The sequence below is a fragment of the Maribacter aestuarii genome (assembly GCF_027474845.2).
GTDB lineage: Bacteria > Bacteroidota > Bacteroidia > Flavobacteriales > Flavobacteriaceae > Maribacter > Maribacter aestuarii.
The window spans coordinates 3348173-3370238 of sequence record NZ_CP107031.2 but is presented as its reverse complement, the minus strand read 5'-3'; the positions used below and the strand labels follow the sequence as shown (position 1 = coordinate 3370238).

17 protein-coding genes and 1 pseudogene are annotated in these 22066 nt (G+C 38.7%); 4 read left to right on the top strand and 14 right to left on the bottom strand.

From position 1 onward, the window contains the following. The first annotated feature begins 3 nt into the window (after window positions 1–3). Window positions 4–375: a GNAT family N-acetyltransferase gene (locus N8A89_RS15325; RefSeq protein WP_347343935.1), complete on the top strand. Its 372-nt coding sequence runs from the start codon at window positions 4–6 to the stop codon at window positions 373–375. A 139-nt stretch (window positions 376–514) separates the two neighbouring features. Continuing rightward, window positions 515–1333, top strand: a complete 819-nt coding sequence (locus N8A89_RS15320; RefSeq protein ID WP_281543018.1) for an MBL fold metallo-hydrolase — start codon at window positions 515–517, stop codon at window positions 1331–1333. Window positions 1334–1406: 73 nt separating this feature from the next. Here the strand turns inward: N8A89_RS15320 and ettA are convergent, their stop codons facing one another. The 3 genes from ettA to N8A89_RS15305 all read right to left on the bottom strand — a co-directional run bounded on the left by ettA (window position 1407) and on the right by N8A89_RS15305 (window position 4441). Further along, the gene (ettA, locus tag N8A89_RS15315; RefSeq protein ID WP_281543017.1) at window positions 1407–3098 is read right to left on the bottom strand and encodes an energy-dependent translational throttle protein EttA; all 1692 of its coding nucleotides are present in this window, start codon (window positions 3096–3098) and stop codon (window positions 1407–1409) included. Between the two features lie 109 nt (window positions 3099–3207). Next, window positions 3208–3390 carry a CAL67264 family membrane protein gene (locus N8A89_RS15310; RefSeq protein WP_281543016.1) on the bottom strand — a complete coding sequence of 61 codons (183 nt, stop codon included), beginning with the start codon at window positions 3388–3390 and terminating at the stop codon, window positions 3208–3210. Between the two features lie 76 nt (window positions 3391–3466). After that, window positions 3467–4441 carry a Gfo/Idh/MocA family protein gene (locus N8A89_RS15305; protein ID WP_281543015.1) on the bottom strand — a complete coding sequence of 325 codons (975 nt, stop codon included), beginning with the start codon at window positions 4439–4441 and terminating at the stop codon, window positions 3467–3469. An 81-nt stretch (window positions 4442–4522) separates the two neighbouring features. Here N8A89_RS15305 and N8A89_RS15300 point away from each other — a divergent pair. Further along, window positions 4523–6150 (top strand): annotated as a pseudogene (locus tag N8A89_RS15300) (acyl-CoA carboxylase subunit beta). A 1-nt stretch (window position 6151) separates the two neighbouring features. Here N8A89_RS15300 and N8A89_RS15295 read toward each other — a convergent pair. From N8A89_RS15295 to N8A89_RS15255, 9 genes are all read right to left on the bottom strand, one after another. After that, a complete protein-coding gene (locus N8A89_RS15295; protein ID WP_281543013.1) occupies window positions 6152–7315 on the bottom strand; it encodes a carboxypeptidase-like regulatory domain-containing protein in 1164 nt (387 codons plus the stop codon). A gap of 78 nt (window positions 7316–7393) precedes the next feature. Further along, window positions 7394–7732, bottom strand: a complete 339-nt coding sequence (locus tag N8A89_RS15290; RefSeq protein ID WP_281543012.1) for a hypothetical protein — start codon at window positions 7730–7732, stop codon at window positions 7394–7396. An 8-nt stretch (window positions 7733–7740) separates the two neighbouring features. Continuing rightward, window positions 7741–9501, bottom strand: coding sequence for a DUF2135 domain-containing protein (locus N8A89_RS15285; protein WP_281543011.1), 1761 nt, complete (start codon window positions 9499–9501; stop codon window positions 7741–7743). Between the two features lie 18 nt (window positions 9502–9519). Beyond that, on the bottom strand, window positions 9520–11265 hold the full coding sequence (locus tag N8A89_RS15280; protein ID WP_289644563.1) for a DUF2135 domain-containing protein: 1746 nt from the start codon (window positions 11263–11265) through the stop codon (window positions 9520–9522). Window positions 11266–11332: 67 nt separating this feature from the next. After that, window positions 11333–13510: a YfaP family protein gene (locus N8A89_RS15275; protein WP_289644562.1), complete on the bottom strand. Its 2178-nt coding sequence runs from the start codon at window positions 13508–13510 to the stop codon at window positions 11333–11335. A 3-nt stretch (window positions 13511–13513) separates the two neighbouring features. Beyond that, window positions 13514–14860 (bottom strand): M24 family metallopeptidase, encoded by a 1347-nt coding sequence (locus N8A89_RS15270; protein WP_289645569.1) that lies wholly within the window; start codon window positions 14858–14860, stop codon window positions 13514–13516. A gap of 92 nt (window positions 14861–14952) precedes the next feature. Then, window positions 14953–16044 carry an AMP-binding protein gene (locus N8A89_RS15265; protein WP_289644561.1) on the bottom strand — a complete coding sequence of 364 codons (1092 nt, stop codon included), beginning with the start codon at window positions 16042–16044 and terminating at the stop codon, window positions 14953–14955. After that, window positions 16028–16993, bottom strand: a complete 966-nt coding sequence (locus N8A89_RS15260; RefSeq protein WP_281543005.1) for a CPBP family intramembrane glutamic endopeptidase — start codon at window positions 16991–16993, stop codon at window positions 16028–16030. Before N8A89_RS15260 ends, N8A89_RS15265 begins: the two co-directional genes overlap by 17 nt. Then, entirely contained in the window at window positions 16984–18036 is a 1053-nt protein-coding gene (locus N8A89_RS15255) for an o-succinylbenzoate synthase (RefSeq protein ID WP_281543004.1), read from the bottom strand. Before N8A89_RS15255 ends, N8A89_RS15260 begins: the two co-directional genes overlap by 10 nt. 55 nt (window positions 18037–18091) lie before the next feature. Between N8A89_RS15255 and N8A89_RS15250 the strand changes: the two genes are divergently transcribed. Further along, on the top strand, window positions 18092–18877 hold the full coding sequence (locus tag N8A89_RS15250) for an SDR family oxidoreductase (RefSeq protein WP_289644560.1): 786 nt from the start codon (window positions 18092–18094) through the stop codon (window positions 18875–18877). Between the two features lie 3 nt (window positions 18878–18880). Here N8A89_RS15250 and N8A89_RS15245 read toward each other — a convergent pair whose 3' ends face one another. Further along, window positions 18881–20848: a tetratricopeptide repeat-containing sensor histidine kinase gene (locus N8A89_RS15245; RefSeq protein WP_289644559.1), complete on the bottom strand. Its 1968-nt coding sequence runs from the start codon at window positions 20846–20848 to the stop codon at window positions 18881–18883. 456 nt (window positions 20849–21304) lie between these two features. Continuing rightward, the gene (locus N8A89_RS15240) at window positions 21305–22063 is read right to left on the bottom strand and encodes a LytR/AlgR family response regulator transcription factor (protein ID WP_281543000.1); all 759 of its coding nucleotides are present in this window, start codon (window positions 22061–22063) and stop codon (window positions 21305–21307) included. Between the last annotated feature and the right edge of the window lie 3 nt (window positions 22064–22066).

Genomic DNA, 22066 nt, shown 5'->3' with positions numbered 1-22066 from the left:
GTTTTGGAAGTCTTAACTTTAAGCATCGAACCAACATACACCACATTGATTAAAATAGTTCCTTTCATATCTGAATATGCCATAGCTTTTAAGGAATTAAATACGGCCTGGTTGGAAAAGTATTTTTATGTGGAAGCTAAGGACATTTCTTTACTAGAAAACAGTAAGGAAAATATTTTAGACAAAGGCGGATATATTTTCATGGCACTATATAATAGTACTCCCGTAGGCTGTTTCAGTTTTATACCGCTGAGCAAGAATATTTATGAACTGGGAAAAATGGCCGTTTCCAATGAATATCAGGGAAAAAAATCGGTCAGCGCCTTATTGACTTTGCTATTTATTTTGCCAAACAGCACAGTTGGGATAAAATAGTGCTTTATTCAAGCACAAAATTACCTACGGCACTTTATATTTATAGAAAATATGGATTCGTTGAAGTTGAGTTAGAAAACAATCTGCCTTATACACGAAGTGATATAAAAATGGAATTAACGCTTAAATAACTCTAAAAATGATAAAAAAAACGACATTATGCTATCTCTCCTTTATTCTTGTTTTAGCACTGGCCTGTAAGGATAAAGCAAAACAGGACAAAGATTTAAACGCAGAACCGGAGTACGCCACAACTTCTACACCAGAAACTGATCAAAAAACAAATGAGGCTATAGAAATAACACCAATTCAACATGCTACCACGGTTCTGGAATGGAACGATATAGTCATTTATGTAGACCCTGTAGGTGGCGCTGAGGCTTTTAAGGGACAAAAAGAACCGGATTTAATTTTGGTTACGGACATTCATGGAGATCATTTTAGTCTAGAAACACTACAAGCCCTAAGTACGGCCAAGGCAAAAATAATAGTTCCACAAGCCGTGGCAGAAAAAATACCTGAGGAATTTACTCCACAATTGGATATCCTAAACAATGGTGACTCCAAAGAACGTTTTGGCATCAACGTGGAGGCTATTCCCATGTACAACCTTAGAGAAGAAGCTCTAAAATTTCATGAAAAAGGACGCGGCAATGGATATGTTTTAAATATGGGAGGCCAACATATATATTTTTCGGGAGATACGGAGGATATTCCCGAGATGCGCTCTTTAGAGAATATTGACAAAGCCTTTGTTTGTATGAATCTACCCTATACGATGACGGTAGAGAGTGCAGCTTCCGCCGTTCTTGACTTTAAACCGAAAAAGGTTTACCCATACCATTACCGAGGGAATCCGGATGTCAGCGATGTCGCCAAGTTTAAGGAGATCGTTAATGCTGGAAATTCAAACATTGAGGTAGTCCAATTGGATTGGTATCCCGATGAAGATTACTAGAACCAGTTAACCAAAAGATAAAAAAGCCCCTGAAAATTTCAGGGGCTTTTTTATCTCAACCTTATTTATTTATTTATCTGATTAGCTTTTTATATTTAAGGCGTTTGGGCATAATATCCGCACCCAATCGTTTTTGACGATTCTCTTCATATTCGGAGAAGGAACCTTCAAAGAAGTAGACCTGTGAGTTCCCTTCAAAGGCCAAAATATGGGTACATATCCTATCTAGAAACCATCTATCGTGAGAAATGACCACTGCACAACCGGCAAAGTTTTCAAGACCTTCTTCAAGAGCTCTTAAGGTGTTCACATCCAAATCGTTAGTAGGCTCGTCTAAAAGCAGCACATTACCTTCTTCTTTTAACGTCATTGCCAAATGGAGTCGGTTGCGTTCTCCACCGGAAAGCATACTCACCTTTTTATTTTGTTCACTGCCGGAAAAATTAAACCTACTCAAATAGGCTCTTGAATTTACCTGTCTACCCCCCATCATTATGAGCTCTTGCTCATCGCTGAAATTTTGCCAAATCGTTTTTTCCGGATCAATATTGGAATGACTCTGATCTACATAGGCAATTTTTGCAGAATCACCCACAATGAATTCTCCCGAATCCGGTGCTTCCTCCCCCATTATCATTCGAAATATTGTGGTTTTACCAGCGCCGTTGGGACCAATTATTCCGACTATACCGGCCTGAGGTAATTTGAAGTTCAAATCTTCATACAGTAACTTATCACCGTAAGCCTTGCTAACCCCTTTAGCTTCAATAACATTCGTGCCTAATCTGGGGCCGTTCGGGATATAAATTTCCAGTTTTTCGTCCAATTGCTTCTGGTCTTGACTCATCAACTTGTCGTAATTCTTCAAACGGGCCTTCTGTTTGGTCTGGCGCCCCTTGGCCCCTTGTCGCACCCATTCCAATTCACGTTCCAACGTTTTCTGTCTTTTGGATGCGGTTTTACTTTCTTGAGCCAAACGCTTGGACTTTTGCTCCAACCATGAGGAATAGTTTCCTTTCCAAGGAATACCTTCTCCCCTATCCAATTCTAAAATCCATCCGGCCACATTATCTAGAAAATATCTGTCGTGGGTTACAGCAATCACCGTCCCTTTATACTGTGCCAAGTGATGTTCCAACCAATGTACCGATTCTGCATCCAAATGGTTGGTTGGTTCATCCAAAAGCAAAATTTCGGGTTCCTGAAGCAGTAATCTACATAACGCTACACGCCTTCTTTCTCCTCCAGAAAGCACCGCAATCTTCTTATCCGGTTCTGGGGTACGCAGCGCATCCATGGCAATTTCTAGCTTGGTATCCAATTCCCAAGCATTGGATGCATCTATTTTATCCTGCAGAACGGCTTGCTTGTCCATTAATTTCTGCATCTTGTCCGCATCTTCGTAAACCTCCGGCAGACCGAACATGTCATTGATTTCATTGTACTCGTCCAAAATTGCTACGGTCTCCGCAACGCCTTCCTTAACGACCTCCAATACGGTTTTATCCTCGTCCAACTGCGGTTCCTGCTCTAGATAACCTACATTATAACCGGGTGAAAAGACAACATCGCCTTGAAAATTTTTATCCACTCCTGCAATAATTTTAAGTAGCGTGGACTTACCCGATCCGTTCAGACCAAGGATTCCAATTTTAGCCCCATAAAAGAAGCTTAAATAAATATTCTTTAATACCGGGGTATTCGCAGTTTTATAGGTCTTTGTAACCCCTGACATGGAAAAAATGACTTTCTTATCGTCGGACATCTCTAAATTTTATTTGTTACACGTTGAAGAGTAGTTCAATCTGGATACAACACTTCACTCTTTTAAATCTCTTTTTAATGAATTTTAGCGCTGTATGGTGAGAGAGTATTTAAACCCTACCCTTTAAGGCATTAAAAACCCAAGCGATGGCAAAGAACCCAATTCCTACAGAAGCAAAACCCCATCCCGCTACGTCATCATATCTAAACGCACCTAGCGCAATAAGGGCTACGCCTACTACAATCATAATAAAAGTGGCCCACGCCAATACCGTATTCTTATTCATTCCCATCTGTAAATATATTTGGTTTGTGGTAACCTCAAATATCGGTAAATTTTCAAAACTTTGACCGACATTTTCTAAGCTTTTATGATTCAAAAGGAAACCTAATACCCACTTCCTTGCGTACGGAGTCCATAAGTGAACAAAGGTCTACGGTATTTTGATGACTCCATAAATCGCTTTCCAATTGTCCGTTTTCCAGACAACGTTGTACTTCTTCGATTTCATAGGTGTAGCCCTTTCCTAACTTTCCTACTTCCACATCACTTACTTCTTCTCCTTTTTCCAAAATATATCCCGTAGTTTCATGCCATCTTGGCTTAATAAATATAGAGCCCAAACTCCCGGCAATTTCGGCTTTCATCTCAGAATTAGAACTCAACCCACTGTACAGCATACTTAGGGCATTTTCATATTCAAAAATCATTGCAGTTTGGATTTCTACTCCGGTCTTGTAAAATTTAGAATGTGCAGTCATTGCCTTGGGCATGCCTAGCAAGAGATAGGACAGAAAAATAGGATAGATTCCAATGTCCAAGATTGAACCACCTGCTAAGTCAGGATTTAAAATTCGACCTTGCTCGTCCCTATCTAATCCGTAAAAAGCAAAATCAGCTTTTAAATAGCCTACTTCTCCTATCGCATTGTTATCCACCAGCTTCTTGACCTCCCTTATGGTAGGGTTGAACCTACTCCATAAAGCTTCCATTAAGAAAACCTTTTTTTCCTTTGCCTTATCAAGCATTTCTTGGACCTGACCAAGATTCACGCCCATTGGTTTTTCACAAAGTACATTTTTGTTGTAATCCATTGCTAATAAACTCACCTCGGCGTGAGACGTATGTGGCGTAGCAATATATACTACATCAACCGTATCACTCTTAAACATTTCTTCATAACTCCCAAATGAATTTGGGGCGCCATAAGTATATGCAAATTCTTTGGCCTTTTCCAAACTCCTGGAGGCTACCGCATTCAATTTATTATTTTTCACCAGTGCCAAATCTTTTGCAAAAGTATGTGCAATGTTTCCGGCCCCTACTATTCCCCACCTAATCATAAGCTAATATTACATTTTAGATTTATCCAAATGTACTCAATTTTACTCCTTATCTTTAACGTATAATTAGAAAACGAAGGAATGGATATCAAGTTCAACCAAAATGAAGACGTAAATAAATTGCAACTTTCCGAGTTGAGAAAAAACTCGCCGAAGTCAGCTTAGGCGGCGGAAAAGCCGGAATAGAGAAGCAACATGCAAAAGGGAAAATGACTGCCCGCGAACGAATAGATTACCTGTTGGACCCCAAATCTAATCGCATTGAAATCGGCGCTTTTGTTGGTGAAGGAATGTACGAAGAACACGGTGGCTGCCCTTCTGGCGGAGTTGTTATAAAAATGGGCTATGTCTCCGGTAAACAATGCCTGGTGGTTGCCAATGATGCCACGGTAAAAGCCGGCGCCTGGTTCCCGATTACCGCCAAGAAAAATTTAAGGGCCCAAGAAATAGGGATTGAAAACAAATTACCCATTATTTATTTGGTGGACAGTGCCGGAGTTTACCTTCCATTGCAAGATCAAATATTCCCCGATAAAGAACATTTTGGACGTATTTTCCGAAATAATGCGATTATGAGCAGTATGGGTATCACACAAATTTCTGCCGTTATGGGGAGCTGTGTGGCAGGGGGTGCCTATTTACCCATTATGAGTGATGAAGCCTTAATCGTAGACAAAACAGGAAGTATATTCCTAGCGGGAAGTTACCTCGTGAAAGCTGCTATAGGCGAAAGTATTGACAACGAGACACTTGGTGGGGCCTCTACCCATTGTGAAATTAGCGGAGTAACCGATTATAAGGCTAAGGACGATACCGATGCCTTGGACACCATCAAGAATATAATGGATAAAATCGGGGATTTTGCCAAGGCGGGATTCAATCGCGCTGATCCAGCCAAACCAAAGGAAAAACAAGAAGATATTTATGGAATTCTTCCAAGTTCAAGGTCTGAGCAATATGACATGATGGAAATCATTAAAAGATTGGTGGACGATTCAGAATTTGAAGCTTATAAAGATGGTTACGGACAGACTATTCTAACCGGTTATGCGCGGATTGATGGTTGGGCCGTGGGTATTGTAGCCAACCAACGTAAGGTGGTGAAGACCAAAAAAGGTGAAATGCAATTTGGCGGAGTCATCTATTCCGATTCCGCAGATAAGGCCACCCGATTCATCGCCAACTGTAACCAAAAGAAAATACCGTTAGTTTTTCTTCAAGATGTGACGGGCTTTATGGTAGGCAGCAAAAGTGAACATGGAGGAATTATAAAAGATGGTGCGAAAATGGTTAATGCGGTAAGTAATTCCGTAGTTCCCAAGTTTACGGTCGTCATTGGCAATAGTTATGGGGCCGGTAATTACGCCATGTGCGGTAAGGCCTACGACCCACGATTGATTGTAGCCTGGCCAAGTGCCGAGCTGGCAGTAATGAGCGGTAATTCCGCCGCCAAGGTATTGTTGCAAATTGAAACCGCCTCTTTAAAAAAGAAAGGCGAAACGATAACTGAGAAAAAGGAAAAGGAATTATATGACCGTATTAAAGAAAGGTACGACCGTCAAGTGTCTCCTTACTTTGCTGCTTCCCGATTATGGACTGATGCTATCATAGACCCTCTGGATACTAGAAAATGGATATCTATGGGGATTGAGGCGGCAAACCACGCTCCTATTGAAAAGAAGTTCAACATGGGGATACTGCAGGTATAAATCATCTATCAGATTCATTTTCCAATTGCATAGGTACATTAACGAAATCCTTTTTATCAATTTCGACATAAAACCTTTTGTAGCCTGTTTTACTGAAAAAGAGCACATCATTTTTATCGGCATGAATGGAGTATCTTCCATCCTTATCAGACGTAACCGATTCTTTTGTACGATTGTTCAAAATAGTAACATCAGGTAACATACGTCCAGAAAATATAGTGAATCCCGAGATTTTTCTTTGTTCCAATTTGGCCTCGGCCAACTTCGCTTCCATTTTTCTAGCTTTTTTCTGTGAAACCAATTTTGAGGTTTCTAGGTAGTAAGCCATATTGGTATCGGAAATTTTATGCCATTTATCTTGACTCGCGTACTTTCTATACGAACCCTCATCGCTGTCCGAAGCAGCTAGGACCAGGGCAAGTTCCTGATCTCCATATAATTTCAGCAGCTCTAAGGACACATAAAAGTCACCTTCTACCTCTATATCATAAGGAGTCAAATCGATTTTTACTAATGTATTTTCCCTTTTTAAGGTGTATAGTATATTTTTTTGAGATGTGTTTAAATTGGTTTTTGGTCTACCCAAAACCCCGTCATTATCATAAATATTTATACGTAGTAATAAGCTGTCCGATTTATTCTCCCACACTTCAAATTCTAAATTATTCAGTTGACGCCTTCCTTTTCCGGCCCTTATTTTTGTACTTAATTCTGCTCCTAAAGCCATATTTTCCTTCCAGTAACCAAATATTTTCTGGCCATTATTTCGATAACCGATATAATCCGCCACAGGAACTAAGGACCCATTTGAGACTACTACCTCGTTCAAAAGAATATCGGCTGGCCGCATTTGTATATTTGGAGATTCTTTTAAAATATAAGCTGCGTTAGCTACGGAAATATTTAAGGTTTGGTACCCTAGCGAAGAAAAGTGAATGAGCTCTTCATCCCCAATTTCGGTTCGATCAATAAATAAACGAAAAAAACCGTCTTCATCTGAAACAGTACCAATGCCTTTATCTACAATACCTATATTAACATAAGGAATAGGCTCATTGGTTACGGCATCTATAACTTTTCCCTTATAAATTTCTTGAGCAGCTATCCCAGTGGCAAACAGTGAGAGCATCATAAGTAAAACTGTAGTATGCCTTATCATATTCATAATGTTTTAATTTAATCCCAATATTTAGTAGTATTATGAAAGTCAAAATGTGATTTTATAAATTGAATTTCATTTTAGTCAATACTCTATTCCATCAGTTACAATAAGTGGACTCCATTGTGATGGTTTTGGACCAGGTTTTTGAGCTGATGGGGAAGCCCTAAAATCTCCTTGAATGCGATTTGCAAAATCCCGTTCAAACGAAAAAGGACGTTTGTTCTTTCTTCCAACAGAACTATATCTTTCTATTCGCTTAGGAAGCGACAAATGAAATACAATATGGTATGTCAGTTTTACATTTTTAACAGACTCGGCTAAAATTTCAACTTTTCTATCCTGAAGTTCTCTATGGTTCTCTTGTGCGTTACTAAAAGTAACGATGAAGAGAGCTACGAACCATATGTAATTTTTCATCATCCTATAATTTAATTATAAACCATCCCAGCTGTATTCGAAACTTTGAATAATTGCTGTTTTACATCTTTTGTATACAATTTAAAAACTTTGATTTCCTTTCGTTGATTTGCACGGCCGTAGTTGTGGTAGATATTTGCCTTCAAATATGTGGGGGTAAGACTTTTATTACCTAAATATTCCGCATTAACTCGCCAAACACCGCTGATGGGAGCGTATATTAAATACTCTTCACAAGAAAAGCCAGAAATCTTTTCTTCCTGTATGCGATCGGCATTGGCCATTAACGAGTGTTCCGAAACATAATAGTTGCCACCAGGATTTACGAACTGTAATTTGAATTCAGCCTCACTATCGTTCCATTCAAAGGTTATACGAGTACCTTCGAACTCATCGTTCCACATAAGTTTTTTTCGTTCTTTTTCAGCTAATAATTTATCGCCTTGGAGTGTGACAAGGTTATTCAGTTCACGTACCATGATGGTACCCAAATCGCCTTCGGTACGGAGAAAGCCTTCCTCAACGAGATAAGCATAACGTGCGTACAGGACAGCGGCCTTTTGGTATTCTTCAATTTCGCGGTAACTATTGGCCAAATCCATGTAGGATTGAGCGTAGTTGGGTCGTAGCAGAAAAATTTCTTTGTAAATTTCATTTGCCTTTTTAAGTCTCCCCTCAGCTTGAAAGATATACGCCAAAGCTTTAAGTGCATGGGAATTATTCTCAAGAATCGTTTTGTTCTGTTCAATGACGGAGTCGGCAAACTCCCTATTCTTCCAACGATTGGAAAAATAATCGTAGGCATCTAGAACATAATATGGTGAGCTGCCATGCATAGTTCGTTGATTTTCATAAATCTCTTTTGCCTCCGTTTCGCTTTTACTTTCCAATAGGCGAATTAAATAAGTAGGATTAGTTCCTTCTACATTTTTTGATACCAAAGAGAGACTATGGAGTTCAGCCCCTAAACGTGTTAGATTTAAGGGAGTTTGAATGGCGTCATTCTCATACGTATTATTACGAAGTTTTGCCTGGTCGTAATTAGTAATTCCATTAGAACCCGGAGAAAAATTACCGGTTTTGGTATTGATGATTATCAAACCTCCATTCGCGACAGTACCATATTTTGAAAGTGCAGCACGACTAGAAGTCGTGGCTATTCGTTCTATATTAGATACATCCAAAAATACCGGAGCATCACTACTGTAAAGCATTCCATCAATTTCTATCATTGGAAGCTGCTCATTTTTAAAGGAATATGAAGGCCTAAATCCAGGAAGTTTATTCAATAACTGACCTAAATAAATGGCACCTGGTGGAAAATCTTTTTCGTCAAGTATATACAAACTGGTTGCTATATTTTCCTTATCCAAAATCCCAAACATGGTCTTTATTAGATTGGGATTGGTGTTATATTCTTGAAAAAGTTCCTTTTGGGTCTTCCTTGGCCTTGATTTGGTCACCGTTACATTATCCAGTCGGTTGACCTTAGGAACCATGATGATGTTCAAGGTCCTACCGATATCCTCCGTGACTATCTCAACTGTCTCGTAACCTACATGGCTATAGTTCAAAATAGCTCCCTCGCTTACCGTAATCCTGTAGAATCCCTTGGCATCGGTCCTGGTCTCAGTTTCGGAATCGGCAACGGTAATATTTACGTCGGGAATCGGGTTTTTACCGTCGCTCACCTTTCCACTTACGGTAATTTCGTTTTGCTGCCCCCAAATCGAAGTACTGAGGAGTAGTAATATGAGGCAGCATCTGTTCATAGGGTTAAGGTTGGTATGTTAATTAGAAACTACACTGGCCAAATTGGTTACGGTGAACAACTGTTGGTTCACGTTCCTTAGGCTTAATTTAAACAGTTTGGTCTCCTTTCGTTGTGATGCGCTACCGTAGTTATGGTAAACAGTTGCTTTCAAATACGTAGGCGTAAGGCTCTTGTTCCCAAAATATTTCGCGTTCACCTGCCACACCCCCCTAATCGAATCATCAATGTGGTACTCCTCACTGGAGAACCCGGATATTTTTTCATCCTTGATGCGGTCCGCATCCGCCAGTAGGGAATGTTCCGACTTGAAATAGTTCCCCTCCGGATTCACGAACTGCAGCTCGAACTCGGCCTCGCTGTCGTTCCATTCGAAGACGAGGCGTGTACCGTCGAACTCGTCGTCCAAGACCAGTTTCTTCAGTTCACGCTTGGACAGCAGTTCCCTTCCTTTTAGCGCTATAAGGTTGTTCAGTTCACGTTCCATGATGATGCCCAGATCGCCTTCTGCCCTTAGGAAGCCTTCTTCCAGTAGATAACCGTAACGTGCATAGATTGCGGCCGCCTTCTGGTATTCCCCAAGCTCGCGGTAGCTGTTGGCGATATCCATATAGGATTGCGCATAGTTGGGGCGGAGCGTAAAGATTTCTTTATAGACGTCGTTCGCTTCTTCCAGCCGCCCCTCCGCTTGATACGTATAAGCTAGAACCTTAAGTGCGATAGGATTGTCCTTAAGAATGGCATTGTTCTCTTCTATAATCTTATCCGCAAACTCTTTGTTATTCCAACGGTTGGAAAAATAATCATAGGCATCAAGGACATAGTAGAACGAGCTTCCGTAAATCTTGATTTGTTCTCGATACGTATTTTTTGCCTCTTCTTCCGTTTCACTAGCCAATAAACGGGTCAAATAACTGGGTTTATCTCCCTCTAATTTCTCGGAAGCCAAAGCGCCTCCATCGTAAATATTACCCTTAAGGCGAGCTAGGTCATTTGGCACTTGAGTATTGTTATTGTAATAGTTTGCTCCCTTGGTATTAATCACAATAACACCCCCATTGGCAGCTCCTCCATATTTGACTACTGCCCCCAGTCCCCTAAGGACCGCAACTCTTTCAATGTTTTCCACTTGTAAGAAAAATGGAAATTCCCTCATTACCAAACCATCTACATCGTAGATGGCCGGAAACATTCCCATGGAAGCACCTCTCAAATATATAGTGGCAACAGGGTTTATAGGAGGTATCCTTTCGACCTTAATACTCGGTATAGCATATTGCAAGGACGTTGCAATATCAATTCCAATCGGATTCAAATCTTTGCCTTCTACTATACTAATTGAAAAATTGGTCGTTTCCTTATCGATAAAGCCAAAAGCAGTATTTATAATATTTTTATTCAAGGCGTATTCCTCACGCATTTCCTTTTGCGATTTTAAAACAGTTTTAGAGACCACAACCTCATCCAACTGATTTACTTCTGGTGTAAGCTCAACATTTAAAATTCTGGTAACGTCCTCAACCACAATCTCCATGGACCGCATGCTTGGATAACTATACGTAATTATCTGCCCTGGGGCCGCTGCTACAGCATATTTTCCTTCGGTATCCGTTTTAACGGTCTCTCCTGACGTACTCACCCTAACCTCCGCATTTACCAATGGAGTATCTAAATAAGTAACCTTTCCTTTAATATTATTTGTTTTGTCTTGAGCTAAACCAAGTGTTCCTGACAGTACTACTAGAAGTAAGAGAAGATTTTTCATAGTCTATAATTTTTTTAGAAGATAGGTAAAAGACTACAAATATTACGCCAAATTAAGAATTTGTTAACTAAATCTTCACTTCAACAATCCTTTTCTTAGTGCCTTGATTATCAAGATACAACCAAACCAATTTCTTCTTTTGAGACGGATATCCGAAGTTTTCATATACAGAACATAAAAGGACTAAAGGGTCATCGTTTTCCGGTTCTAAATTACCTTTATAAATAGCATTTATTTTCCAATCTCCCTTTAAATCATCATAAATTTCAAACTCTTCCATAGCATATCCCAATGTCACCTCTTCCTGAATTCGGTTTTGGTTGGCACCCGTAGTATGTTCCCAGTTGAAGAATCTGTTTTGTGGATTTACAAATTGAATTTCAAATTCGGCCTTAGGGTTGCTCCATTCTACCAATAGCCGAACGTTCATTTGCGTGTTCTTGAAATAAGCTTCTTTAACCCTAGTAACATCTAAACTGCTTCTTTTTTGAAATACCAAGTTTTTTAACTCGCGCTCCAAAGACTTACTTATTGGTGTTACGTTCATAGTACCATAGGCGCCTCCTTTTTCCAAGACGGACAAACTATTTAACGCCTCTTGATAATCTCCTTTTGCCAACTGTAACTTGGCTTCTGTAAAGAACGGCTGAATAGCCGTGGGTCTGGACCTGTTCAGTTCATTGTTAATGATTGCAGATAAACTATTGTTACCCAAATACCTAGACGATAGTTCTACTAATTTCATGTAAGTTTCATCTTTAGGGTTCAGCTCCCAAAGATTAGAAATAATTATTGCCGCCAGTTTGTGGTCCTTATCCTTAAAATGGGCAAAGGCATCCAAATAGAACGGTACATTTTTTTCATTAAAATTTCTAAGTGTTAAGTATTTCGAATAAGCCTCCTCTGTTGTTCCAGTATTCTCCAGGGCTTTTGTTAGGGCCGACTGATTTAAATTCATTTCCGTATCGGACTCATAAACATTGTCCTGCACCAAGGCTGAATTTGCCAAAGCACCACTTCCTTTACCTGCTAGAGCTGTTTTGGTGGTAATGAGTAAAACTCCATTATTGCCCAGCGTACCGTACCTATTAGTGGCCGCAAATCCTTTAAGAACTGTTATATCCGCTACGTTAGCCGGATTAATAAAAGAGGCATCTCCCAAAAACCCAGTGGACGAATCCGATTGCTGTATAGGAACACCATCAACCACTACAAGACCATAATTATTTCCCAACAATGTATTATTACTTCTTCCTTTAAACTGTGTCAAATCCTGGTCGCCACCGAGGGTGACGTTGGAAAATTTCCCTTGTAAAGATTGACTTAAATCCGTTTGGATAGGTGTGATTTCCTCCTCACCTATGGATTGAACGGCATACCCTAACTCTTCCTTACTCTTCAATCCATTTCCTGTATTTACCAAATCTTTTGAAATGGCCTCCACCCTTTTTTCGGTAACAACGACTTCGTCCAAAGTAGTCACATTGGCTTCCAAGAAAATATCCACATTTGAATCAAAATAACCAATGGGTACCGTCTTCATAGTTCTATTTGACCGACTTGAAATTAATATGGAATCTCCAGGAACTGCCGGAAGGGAGAATTTACCACTGTCGTCCGTCTTGTAGACCGTTTCAGTTCCTTTAATTCGAACTTCGATTTCATCAGCAGGGACATTGTCAATATAAACCGTTCCTGCAATAGCCTTTGGTTGTTCGTTAGCTCCTCCAGTTACTGTAGATTGTATATTATCGGGCAAAATGGCGGCAAAGTCCATCAATCTACCCCTTCCCAGTAAAGCCGACTGTTTCAAAAAATTTTCATTTCTATCCGGCAGACTATTGATTAAAAAATTTCCCTTTTTTATAGGAATGTTATCATCTGCTATCAAGGCGTTACCATCTGTGAAAAAATACACTTGGTCGTTTTTAATCAGGTCTGCCAATCCATCATATATAGTAGCGCCATCTGCTTTCGATTGTATTAAGACATCTTTTAACTCGCTCCAGTCCCCATCTGTAATCTGGAACTCTTTTTCTTCGGTTATAATATTGAATAGAATCAATTGTACTTTTTGATTTGGAGACCTTTGAAAAACTTTATCCAATAGGTCGAACTCTTTTTCCAAATCCCTATCAAGCATAGAAAAAGAGGTATCCCAACAGATGGTAATATCCTTATTTTCCATATTCTGTGCTGAAACTAGACTGACCAGCAAAATAAGTAGTAGGGTTATCCGCTTCATTTGTTAATTCCCTTGATGTGATTTTATTCTGGGTATCAATAAAAGCTCCGTCTGTCTACCGTTCACATATCTGAACCCGTTTTCACCAAAAAACCCTGCCTCTTCTAGCATAATTCTAATATCCCTATTCCATTCTGGAACAGTTACCGTGGTATTCAGCTCAATAGCATAAACGGTATTTGGGTTTAAGGGATAATTTTCTCCATCGTCCTTCATAACCCCTCCTTGAGAGTCCCACATGCCTATAGTGGTTCCTGCAGAGTGCCCATATAATCCAAGTGGATGCGTATAAATAGAAGGTCTTAGGCCTGCGGCTTTTGCCTCTGACAAAGCTTTTGCCAAAATCTCGTTTCCCGTTCTACCCTCTATCATGTTGGTGGTTAGAAAATCCTGAACTTGATTTCCCGCCTTTAGACCATCGATTAAAAACTGAGGCGCTCCCTTTTCTTCAGGTTTTAATACATAGGCCAATTCTTGACAATCCGTATTTAATCTCAAGTAGGTTATACCAAAATCACAATGCAACAAATCACCCGGAAGAATGGTCATATCATCAGGACGACCGGAAAACGAATACAGGTGGCTTTCCAATTCTTCTTTGGAGCGTTGTACGTCCACTGTTGGATGAAACCAGGTTTCCAGACCTAAATCGGTTACTTTTTGCCGCATCCACCATTCCACTTCCGTGGTGGTCGTAATACCTGGTGTAATTACTTTTTCAGAAAAAGCCTCGGCTATAATGTCGTGCGTGATATCTACCAGTTGATCATAGATAACCATTTCCCTTTCCGTACGGGTTTCTATCCATCTCACGGCTAGTTGTTCTGCAGAAACTACTTTTCCGTGGTGTTTTCTAGGTAGATTGGCCATGAACTCATCGTAATCCGTTTTATCCAGCCCATCCGCTATATTGTGGTCCTTAGAAAAGTTTAACCCTATTTTTTTAGGATTACGTTCTTCTATCAATTGCATCAAACGTTTCCATTGGTCCGGTTCCTTTTCCTTATCCCAAGAAGAAACGATACTTTCCCCAACATTGTAGCGGGCCACGGCTAATTTTTCAATGGTATTTTTTGACTTGTCCCTGTAAAACAGAAGAATGGTTCTTCTTCTAGCATTTAGCCAAGTTGCTGGCAGCATGGTTCTGATTACTGGGTCCTCATTATATTCTCGGGAAATCACAATCCACATGTCAATTCCGGCGGTGTCCATTAACTCTGGAAGTGAGTTGTTAAAACGGTCTGCCAAAATCTCATCGATTACCTTGGCTCGTTGCCATTCCGGTAAAATTTGTTGGGCAGAAGTCTGGATAAATAAAAAAACTGAAAATAAAAAAAGGAGTAAGCGCATCATCGTGATTATTTGTCCTTGAAAATACGTTTTTTTTGAATCTAGAGAAATAGCTTCACCATATTTAATTACACTGTGAAAATAATGATGGTTTAAGCGGCCTTAATACGAGCTAAGGTTTCTTTACGATTCAACTTACCGTTGCTTGTTCTACTAAATTGGGTCACCGAGTAGATTTCCTTTGGGACTTGAAACTTATTCAGTTCATCACAGTTTTTGATGATATCCATAAGTTGCATTTTATCTATATCCCCTTCTATGACCAGCACTAGTTTTTGCCCCAAACTTGAATCGGGTAAGCCGGCTACAAAAAATGGCCTTTCTACAATCAGTTCTAATTTTTTCTCTATTTGTTCGGGAACCAGTTTTACACCACCTGAATTAATTACGGAATCATACCTGCCTAGCCACTCAAACTCCGTGTTGGAGACTAAATTCACGATATCGTTAGTAATCACTACACTATCTGAAATATTGGGGGCTTCAATTACAAGACAATCCCTTGCATCAGTTTTGATAAAAACGTTAGGCAACGTTTGGAATGGCCTGGATTCCATTTCCCTGTTCTGCTCATTTTTAGGGTTAACGAGTCTGGCTGCAATATGGGTAATGGTTTCCGTCATCCCATATGTTTCAAAAACCTTTGTTTCTTTTCCCTGTAGCATTTGACGCAGCCTATTGGAAACTGGTGCGCCACCAACTATAATTTGCTCGATACTATCAATTTCATGAGTTGAATTCTCCAGCTGTAGAGGAACCATAGCTGCAAAGTCATAGTGCTTATTGCTATTGATTAAAGGACTGGAGGATGGGGCGATACAATCCATTTCAAGTCCAAGAACCATAGCCCTTACCAACATCATTTTTCCCGCAATAAATTCTGTAGGTAAACAATGAAGCGCTGAATTACCGGGTTCTAAATGGAAGAAGTTTCCTGTGGCCCTCGCAGAATTAAACATATGTTCTTTTCGGAGCAAAATGGTCTTTGGTTTTCCCGTAGAGCCTGAAGTGTTTACTTGGATAGTGTCATTTTCCGATAACCAATTCATAATGAACTGACCGATTTCTTTTTCAAAAGATTCACCTTCTTTAATAAAATCACTCGCGAAATCTGTTAAGGTTTTCTTTTGAAAAGAATGTCCATTTAAAGAAAATTGGGGATGTATATCAGCGTGTTTCAACATCCAATGAATTAGCTGCAATAAATTCTTCTTTTGAAAGTACTTTCCCGGTCAAGCGTTCTTTCCAATTGGTCCATTTATACTTTTTGGAAAAAATTAGCAAGAGAATCGGAAAAACGACGAACACTGGCACCAGTACATCCCAGCCCAAAACAGGTTCCGAAACATCCCTGTATATAGAATTTGTTTGAAAAGCAGTCCAATCAGCTGTAACAAGTAATGCAGCCGTTAAATTGTTGGCGGCATGAAAACCTAATGCAAGTTCGAGACCTTTATCCATAAGGGTGATTATTCCTAAAAAGAATCCAGTACCTATATAAAACACGAGTATCCCGTAGCCAAGTTTTTGAACCTCCGGATTGAAGATGTGCATCAACCCAAACAATAGGGATGTAAAGACCAGTGGAAATAGTCTATTTTTCGTCATAAGCCCCAGTCCTTGCATCATGTAGCCACGCATATAGTACTCCTCCATACTGGTCTGAAGGGGAATCATAATAATGGAAATTACAGCCAAAATAAGAAAAGGAACTAAGTCAAAATTAAATTTGTAGTCCTCTGGTGAAAGATAAATATCTAGAAAAATAAAAAGTATTGAAACTATACTCCATATCCCAAATGCAAATAAAATCCTTTTCCAATCTATTTTTATTCGGGAAGTAGTTAAGGACTTTATCGTCTGTTTATGAATAAACTTGACGAATAAAAATAAAAAGACCAAACCAATAACAAACGTAAGAAGCATTAAAAATAAAAAAGTGTTGGATCCAAGAATCTCCGCCATTACTCCCAAATCGCCTTCTGCTAAAACCCCTATAGAATCCGATTTTAAAATTAACGCAATTACTAAGGGAATCGCTCCAAAGAACTGCCAAGCAATAAATACTCCAAAAATGCCTAAAATATACCTCCAACTATCACTCAAACCCTTATACGCTTGTTCTATATACATAGTTCCTTAATTAAATTTTCTTTCCAATTTTTATTTTTATCGTAATACAGGCCTCCATTCCTTACAGTTAGGGGACTTTCTAAATTATTAGTAAATAGTGATCCCGTGCCTAGACCTTGGTGCATTTCATTGTTCAAAGTTGCGGTCCATTGGGCAATGGCATTTAACCCAATGTTACTCTCCAAAGCGCTTGTAATCCACCAGCCTATCCCATATTTGTCAGCCAGTGTAATCCATTCCCCGCTACCCTTAAAACCGCCTACAAGACTTGGTTTTAATATTATGTACTGTGGTCTTATGGTTTGTAGTAATTTTTCCTTTTCCGTTACATGCAACACACCTATTAATTCTTCATCCAAAGCAATAGGTAATGGGGTTTGCTCACATAATTTCTTCATTTCATGAATGAACCCCTGTCTTATGGGCTGTTCTATGGAATGTAAATCCAGTTCGGCAAGCCTCTTTAACTTCTCCAGAGCAAGCTCTGGAGAAAAAGCACCGTTGGCATCGACTCGTAATTCTATATCTTCTTTGGAATAATTTTTTCGGATAAAATGAAGCAGCTTCAATTCCTTTTCAAAATCAAGTGCCCCGATTTTCATTTTTATACAAGTAAAACCGGTTTTAATTTTTTCTTGTATTTGACGATGCATAAAAGCTTCATCACCCATCCAAACCAATCCGTTGATTAAAATAGGACGTTCTTGGTTCAAAAAGGGTGAATCAAAAAATTCAAAAGGATTTTTGGATTTTATAGACAGTAAAGCCTGTTCCAATCCAAACTGAATACTTGGGTAATTTCTTAATTCCTCCAACAGCCAATCTGTATCAGAGTCAATATGTTCTAAGAGCCACTTGAGTTTTTTCTCATAATCAGGAACGTCGTCATAACTTAGCCCTTTGAACATTCCACATTCTCCAATGCCATATTTTCCTTTCTCCTCCAGTATCAAAAACCAAGTTTCCTTTGTTACCAAGGTGCCGCGGGAAGTACCGCTCGGGTTTTTAAAATTGAGTATGTATTTTTTGTAACTGGCCTTCATATAAACGCATAAATTTAGGTATATTTTCAGTGTTAAACCGAAACCTACAGGAAGTATGAGCGGAAAAGTTATTTGGATAACCGGGGCATCTTCCGGCATTGGGGAGGCACTTACCTATCAATTGAACAAGAGGGGTCACAAACTCATTATTTCCGCCCGAAGGGCTGAAATATTGGAACAGGTTAAACGTAATTGTTCGGAGCCAGATAAAATTGCAATCTTACCCCTGGACCTTTCCAATTTTGATAATCTATCCAATATAGTTCAAACGGCCATTAAAAAACATGGAAAAATTGATATGTTAATCAACAACGGAGGTATAAGTCAACGATCGCTTATCATAGATACAAAACTTGAAGTTTTTAAAAAGATGATAGATGTTAACTATATGGGTACTATAAGTTTAACAAAATCATTACTCCCTGAATTTATAAAGAATCAAGGCGGTCATTTTGTTACGGTAACGAGTCTTATGGGCAAGTTTGGGTCACCATACCGATCTGGATATTGTGGTGCTAAACACGCCCTTCACGGTTTCTTCGATGTCCTAAGGATGGAACACGAAAAAGATAATATTAAAGTAACCCTAATTTGTCCTGGTTTTATTCAAACCGATGTGGCGAAAAATGCGTTAACAGGTGATGGAAGTGCACAAAAAAAAGAGGACGATGCAACTCAAAACGGCATGTCCGTAGAAGTTTGTGCCAAAAAAATAATTAGAGCGATTAAAAAAAATAAGATCGAGGCCTACATTGGAGGCAAAGAAACAATGGGTGTTTACTTAAAACGTTTCTTTCCTAAACTACTGCATAAAATGGTTTTAAGAAGTGACGTTACCTAATACCTATTTAAAATTAAACCAGAAACGTACTCCGTCCGAAGTTTCATCAGTATTTAAACTGGTCTGTAATTGATTGGCCAATCTGTTCATTAGACGTATACCCATGGAGGAATTGGCTCGTTCTTCCGTATCTTTTGGTAACCCGACACCATTGTCAGTATACTCAAAGAAGCCTTCCTGTCCCATTATTTTTCTCAAATGGATATATATTTTGCCGTTGTCCTCGTCATGAGGAAATGCATATTTAAAGGAATTGGAAACAAGTTCGTTCAAAATGAGGCCAAAAGGGATAGCCCTATCAATATCGAGCTCCACTCCTTCCGCATCTATGGTTATGTTGATGTTATGTCCACCTTTTTTATAGACTGATTGCACACTATTAATCAGACTCTCTATATAACCTTGCATCTCTATCACAGAAAGGTCATCATTTTGATATAATTTTTGATGAATAAGAGCCATTGCCTTTACCCTACTCTTACCTTCTTCCAAGGCTTCTATCGCAGCCTTGCTCCTAGTATTCTTTGTTTGTAAACTAAGTAAACTAGATACCATTTGAAGATTGTTCTTCACCCTATGATGAATCTCCTTCAACAATGAATCTTTTTCAACCAACGAGTTTTCTATAATATGTTTTTGCTCCGCAATTAAACGCTGGTTTTTTATACTTTTTAAATAGGCATAGACCAAGCCGGCGAAACCTAACAAGGTGAATATTAAGGAAATAAAAACAAGGCTAATCCGCTCATCTTTGGCAATGATATCATTTCTTGACTTTTCCAAGGCTTCTTTTTGCTCCTCCATCATTTTTCTAGAGTATTCCAAATCTTGACTGACTACTGAGGTCAACTGCTGATTTTTAATATTGGCCTCGGTTAAATCTATGGAATCCCTAATTCTAATGTTCCTTTTTAGATAGGCGGTTGAACTTTTATAGTCACCCGTTCTATCGTAATAAGCTGCATAAAGCCTGTTCTTCTTTAAAATATTCTTGATTTTAATGGGGTTCATTCCATCACTCAAATAATCCGTAGCCTTAGCATAGTTATCCATTTGAAGATAACATTCGGCGATTTCTAAAGTATTTTCAACAAGATCAGAAGAAAATTTACCGGTGCTGTATTTCTTAATTATCTCGATACTATTCTCCAAATAAGGAATGGCATCCTCATATTCTTTAGATTGTACATAGCATTTACCAATGTTACCTTGTATGACACCTTTTAGAAGATTGGCTTCCACAAGTTCGCTATCTGACTTAACTCTTAAAACATCACTGAAATAAACGTCTAAAAGCGCATCGGCTTTCCTAAAGTAACTAAGTGCGGTTGGAGTAGATTTATCTAGTCTAAGATAATTACCAATATTGTTGTTATATATGGCCTGAGCATAAAAATCATCCTCCTTAATTTCTTTTTTTTCTTCGGCCATGTAGTCTCTCATAGCCTTCCTATGCTGACCAAGACTTGAATATATATCATAAAACGCAACATTTTTGGTATATCCCAATTCTCGCTTTCTTCTTCTTATTTCTATTTGCTTATCGTATAATTCCAATTTTGAATAATTGGTATCCATCAGCTCCAAAATTAACGCCTTGGTATCCATAGATAATGAATCCATAGCGTCATATAGCGACTTTGATATTGCCAAACTTTTCTCATAGTCCCCTAAATCGTAATAAATCTGGGATTGAATTAATTGGTAGTTTACTACAGCGGTAGAGTCATTGGTTTTTTGGGAACTGTTCAGGTATACGTTTACGGTATCCAGCCAGTCGTAGGCCGAATTTTGATTATATCTGTTGGGGGTAGAAAAGAAAAATACAGAGCGCTCGTCGGCGCCGGGTAAATCTTGGAATTCCTTAAAAAAATTATTTTCCCGGGACGATGGTTCCTGTGCATTTCCAATCAATGGAAAGCATTGCATGAAAACTAATAGAACAAAGTTATAAAAAAGGACTTTTTTCATATCATATTAAGATACTGATCTAAACATAGTATAAATCAGTGGTTCTACTAAATTTTTGTTGTGAAGTACATTTTCCTTAGCATATAAAAAGTCCTAAGAAATTGCCTTCATAACAAACGGGTAGTGTTCTCCCATCACCCTATATTAGAATTATACTCTTATTATATCAATCAAATAAGCCTTGTGTCTGTAAATTAGGCGCAAAGTCTTAATGATTTTAAACAATTTTATCTGATGCTACAAAAATATCAATTGGATCAGTGTCTTTGGTAATATTGTTGTGTAACCGTTATATTTTGTGGTGTAAGTACCTATGGAAGTCAAAAAATGTATTTCATCGGATTTTTGGGTATTTCATGGATGAAACGGAGCAAGTTATCCCTTAACATTCGACAAAAAGAAATGACAACTTTAAACTATGTAACCCCAGAAAAAATATGAAGCCAATTAGATTAATTAGGAATTCATGGCTGAAATGATAAACTCCTTAAAATCTTTAGAAATCGGAATTAAAGTGTTGTTAATCATGATGTCTTTAGAGTTGATTGCATCAATATGATCAACATTTACGATGTAGGACTTATGAGCCCTGTAAAACTTGTTTTTGGGAAGTTTCTCTAAATAATCTTTAAGAGGACTTCTAACCAAGAATTTTTTATCAACGGTATTCACCTCTAGATAAACATTATCAGCCTTTATGAATTGAATATCCCCAAATTGAATCCTATAATATAAGTGCTGTTTTTTAACGAATATTGAATCCTTTAGAATGGAATTGGACATTGGAACGTCCTCGTTAACATCTTCGCTTAAGCTACCCCCATTGTTTTGCTTACCATAAATAAAATTGGAGAGGGCAATTTCAATAGAAGTATACAAATCTTGTTGCTCAAAAGGCTTTACCAAATAACCATTAGGCTTTACAGTCTTAGCGTTCTCTACAGTAGCCCTGTCCGAGTTTGAGGTTACAAAAATGAACGGAATATCGTAATTTTCCCTTATATGTTTTCCTAAATCGATACCGGTCTTATCGGATGCTAAAATAATATCTATGAGCACAAGATCTACCTGTTGGGATTTAAGGACCTCAACCGCTTGTTCATAGACGATTACATTGTCAACAATTTCATAACCGATTTCCTCTAACATGGACTGCATATCATCCGCAATAATGACATTGTCCTCAACAATAAGAATTTTTATGGGCTGCTCCAAGTT

What these genes read in the sequence shown, in the direction of transcription:
- N8A89_RS15260 (WP_281543005.1), bottom strand. Translation starts at nt 16,993, where the DNA reads ATGTATATAGAACAAGCGTATAAGGGTTTGAGTGATAGTTGGAGGTAT.
- N8A89_RS15270 (WP_289645569.1), bottom strand. Translation starts at nt 14,860, where the DNA reads ATGCGCTTACTCCTTTTTTTATTTTCAGTTTTTTTATTTATCCAGACT.
- N8A89_RS15295 (WP_281543013.1), bottom strand. Translation starts at nt 7,315, where the DNA reads ATGAATATGATAAGGCATACTACAGTTTTACTTATGATGCTCTCACTG.
- N8A89_RS15310 (WP_281543016.1), bottom strand. Translation starts at nt 3,390, where the DNA reads ATGGGAATGAATAAGAATACGGTATTGGCGTGGGCCACTTTTATTATG.
- ettA (WP_281543017.1), bottom strand. Translation starts at nt 3,098, where the DNA reads ATGTCCGACGATAAGAAAGTCATTTTTTCCATGTCAGGGGTTACAAAG.
- N8A89_RS15290 (WP_281543012.1), bottom strand. Translation starts at nt 7,732, where the DNA reads ATGATGAAAAATTACATATGGTTCGTAGCTCTCTTCATCGTTACTTTT.
- N8A89_RS15250 (WP_289644560.1), top strand. Translation starts at nt 18,092, where the DNA reads ATGAGCGGAAAAGTTATTTGGATAACCGGGGCATCTTCCGGCATTGGG.
- N8A89_RS15275 (WP_289644562.1), bottom strand. Translation starts at nt 13,510, where the DNA reads ATGAAGCGGATAACCCTACTACTTATTTTGCTGGTCAGTCTAGTTTCA.
- N8A89_RS15265 (WP_289644561.1), bottom strand. Translation starts at nt 16,044, where the DNA reads ATGTTGAAACACGCTGATATACATCCCCAATTTTCTTTAAATGGACAT.
- N8A89_RS15280 (WP_289644563.1), bottom strand. Translation starts at nt 11,265, where the DNA reads ATGAAAAATCTTCTCTTACTTCTAGTAGTACTGTCAGGAACACTTGGT.
- N8A89_RS15320 (WP_281543018.1), top strand. Translation starts at nt 515, where the DNA reads ATGATAAAAAAAACGACATTATGCTATCTCTCCTTTATTCTTGTTTTA.
- N8A89_RS15245 (WP_289644559.1), bottom strand. Translation starts at nt 20,848, where the DNA reads ATGAAAAAAGTCCTTTTTTATAACTTTGTTCTATTAGTTTTCATGCAA.
- N8A89_RS15255 (WP_281543004.1), bottom strand. Translation starts at nt 18,036, where the DNA reads ATGAAGGCCAGTTACAAAAAATACATACTCAATTTTAAAAACCCGAGC.
- N8A89_RS15285 (WP_281543011.1), bottom strand. Translation starts at nt 9,501, where the DNA reads ATGAACAGATGCTGCCTCATATTACTACTCCTCAGTACTTCGATTTGG.
- N8A89_RS15305 (WP_281543015.1), bottom strand. Translation starts at nt 4,441, where the DNA reads ATGATTAGGTGGGGAATAGTAGGGGCCGGAAACATTGCACATACTTTT.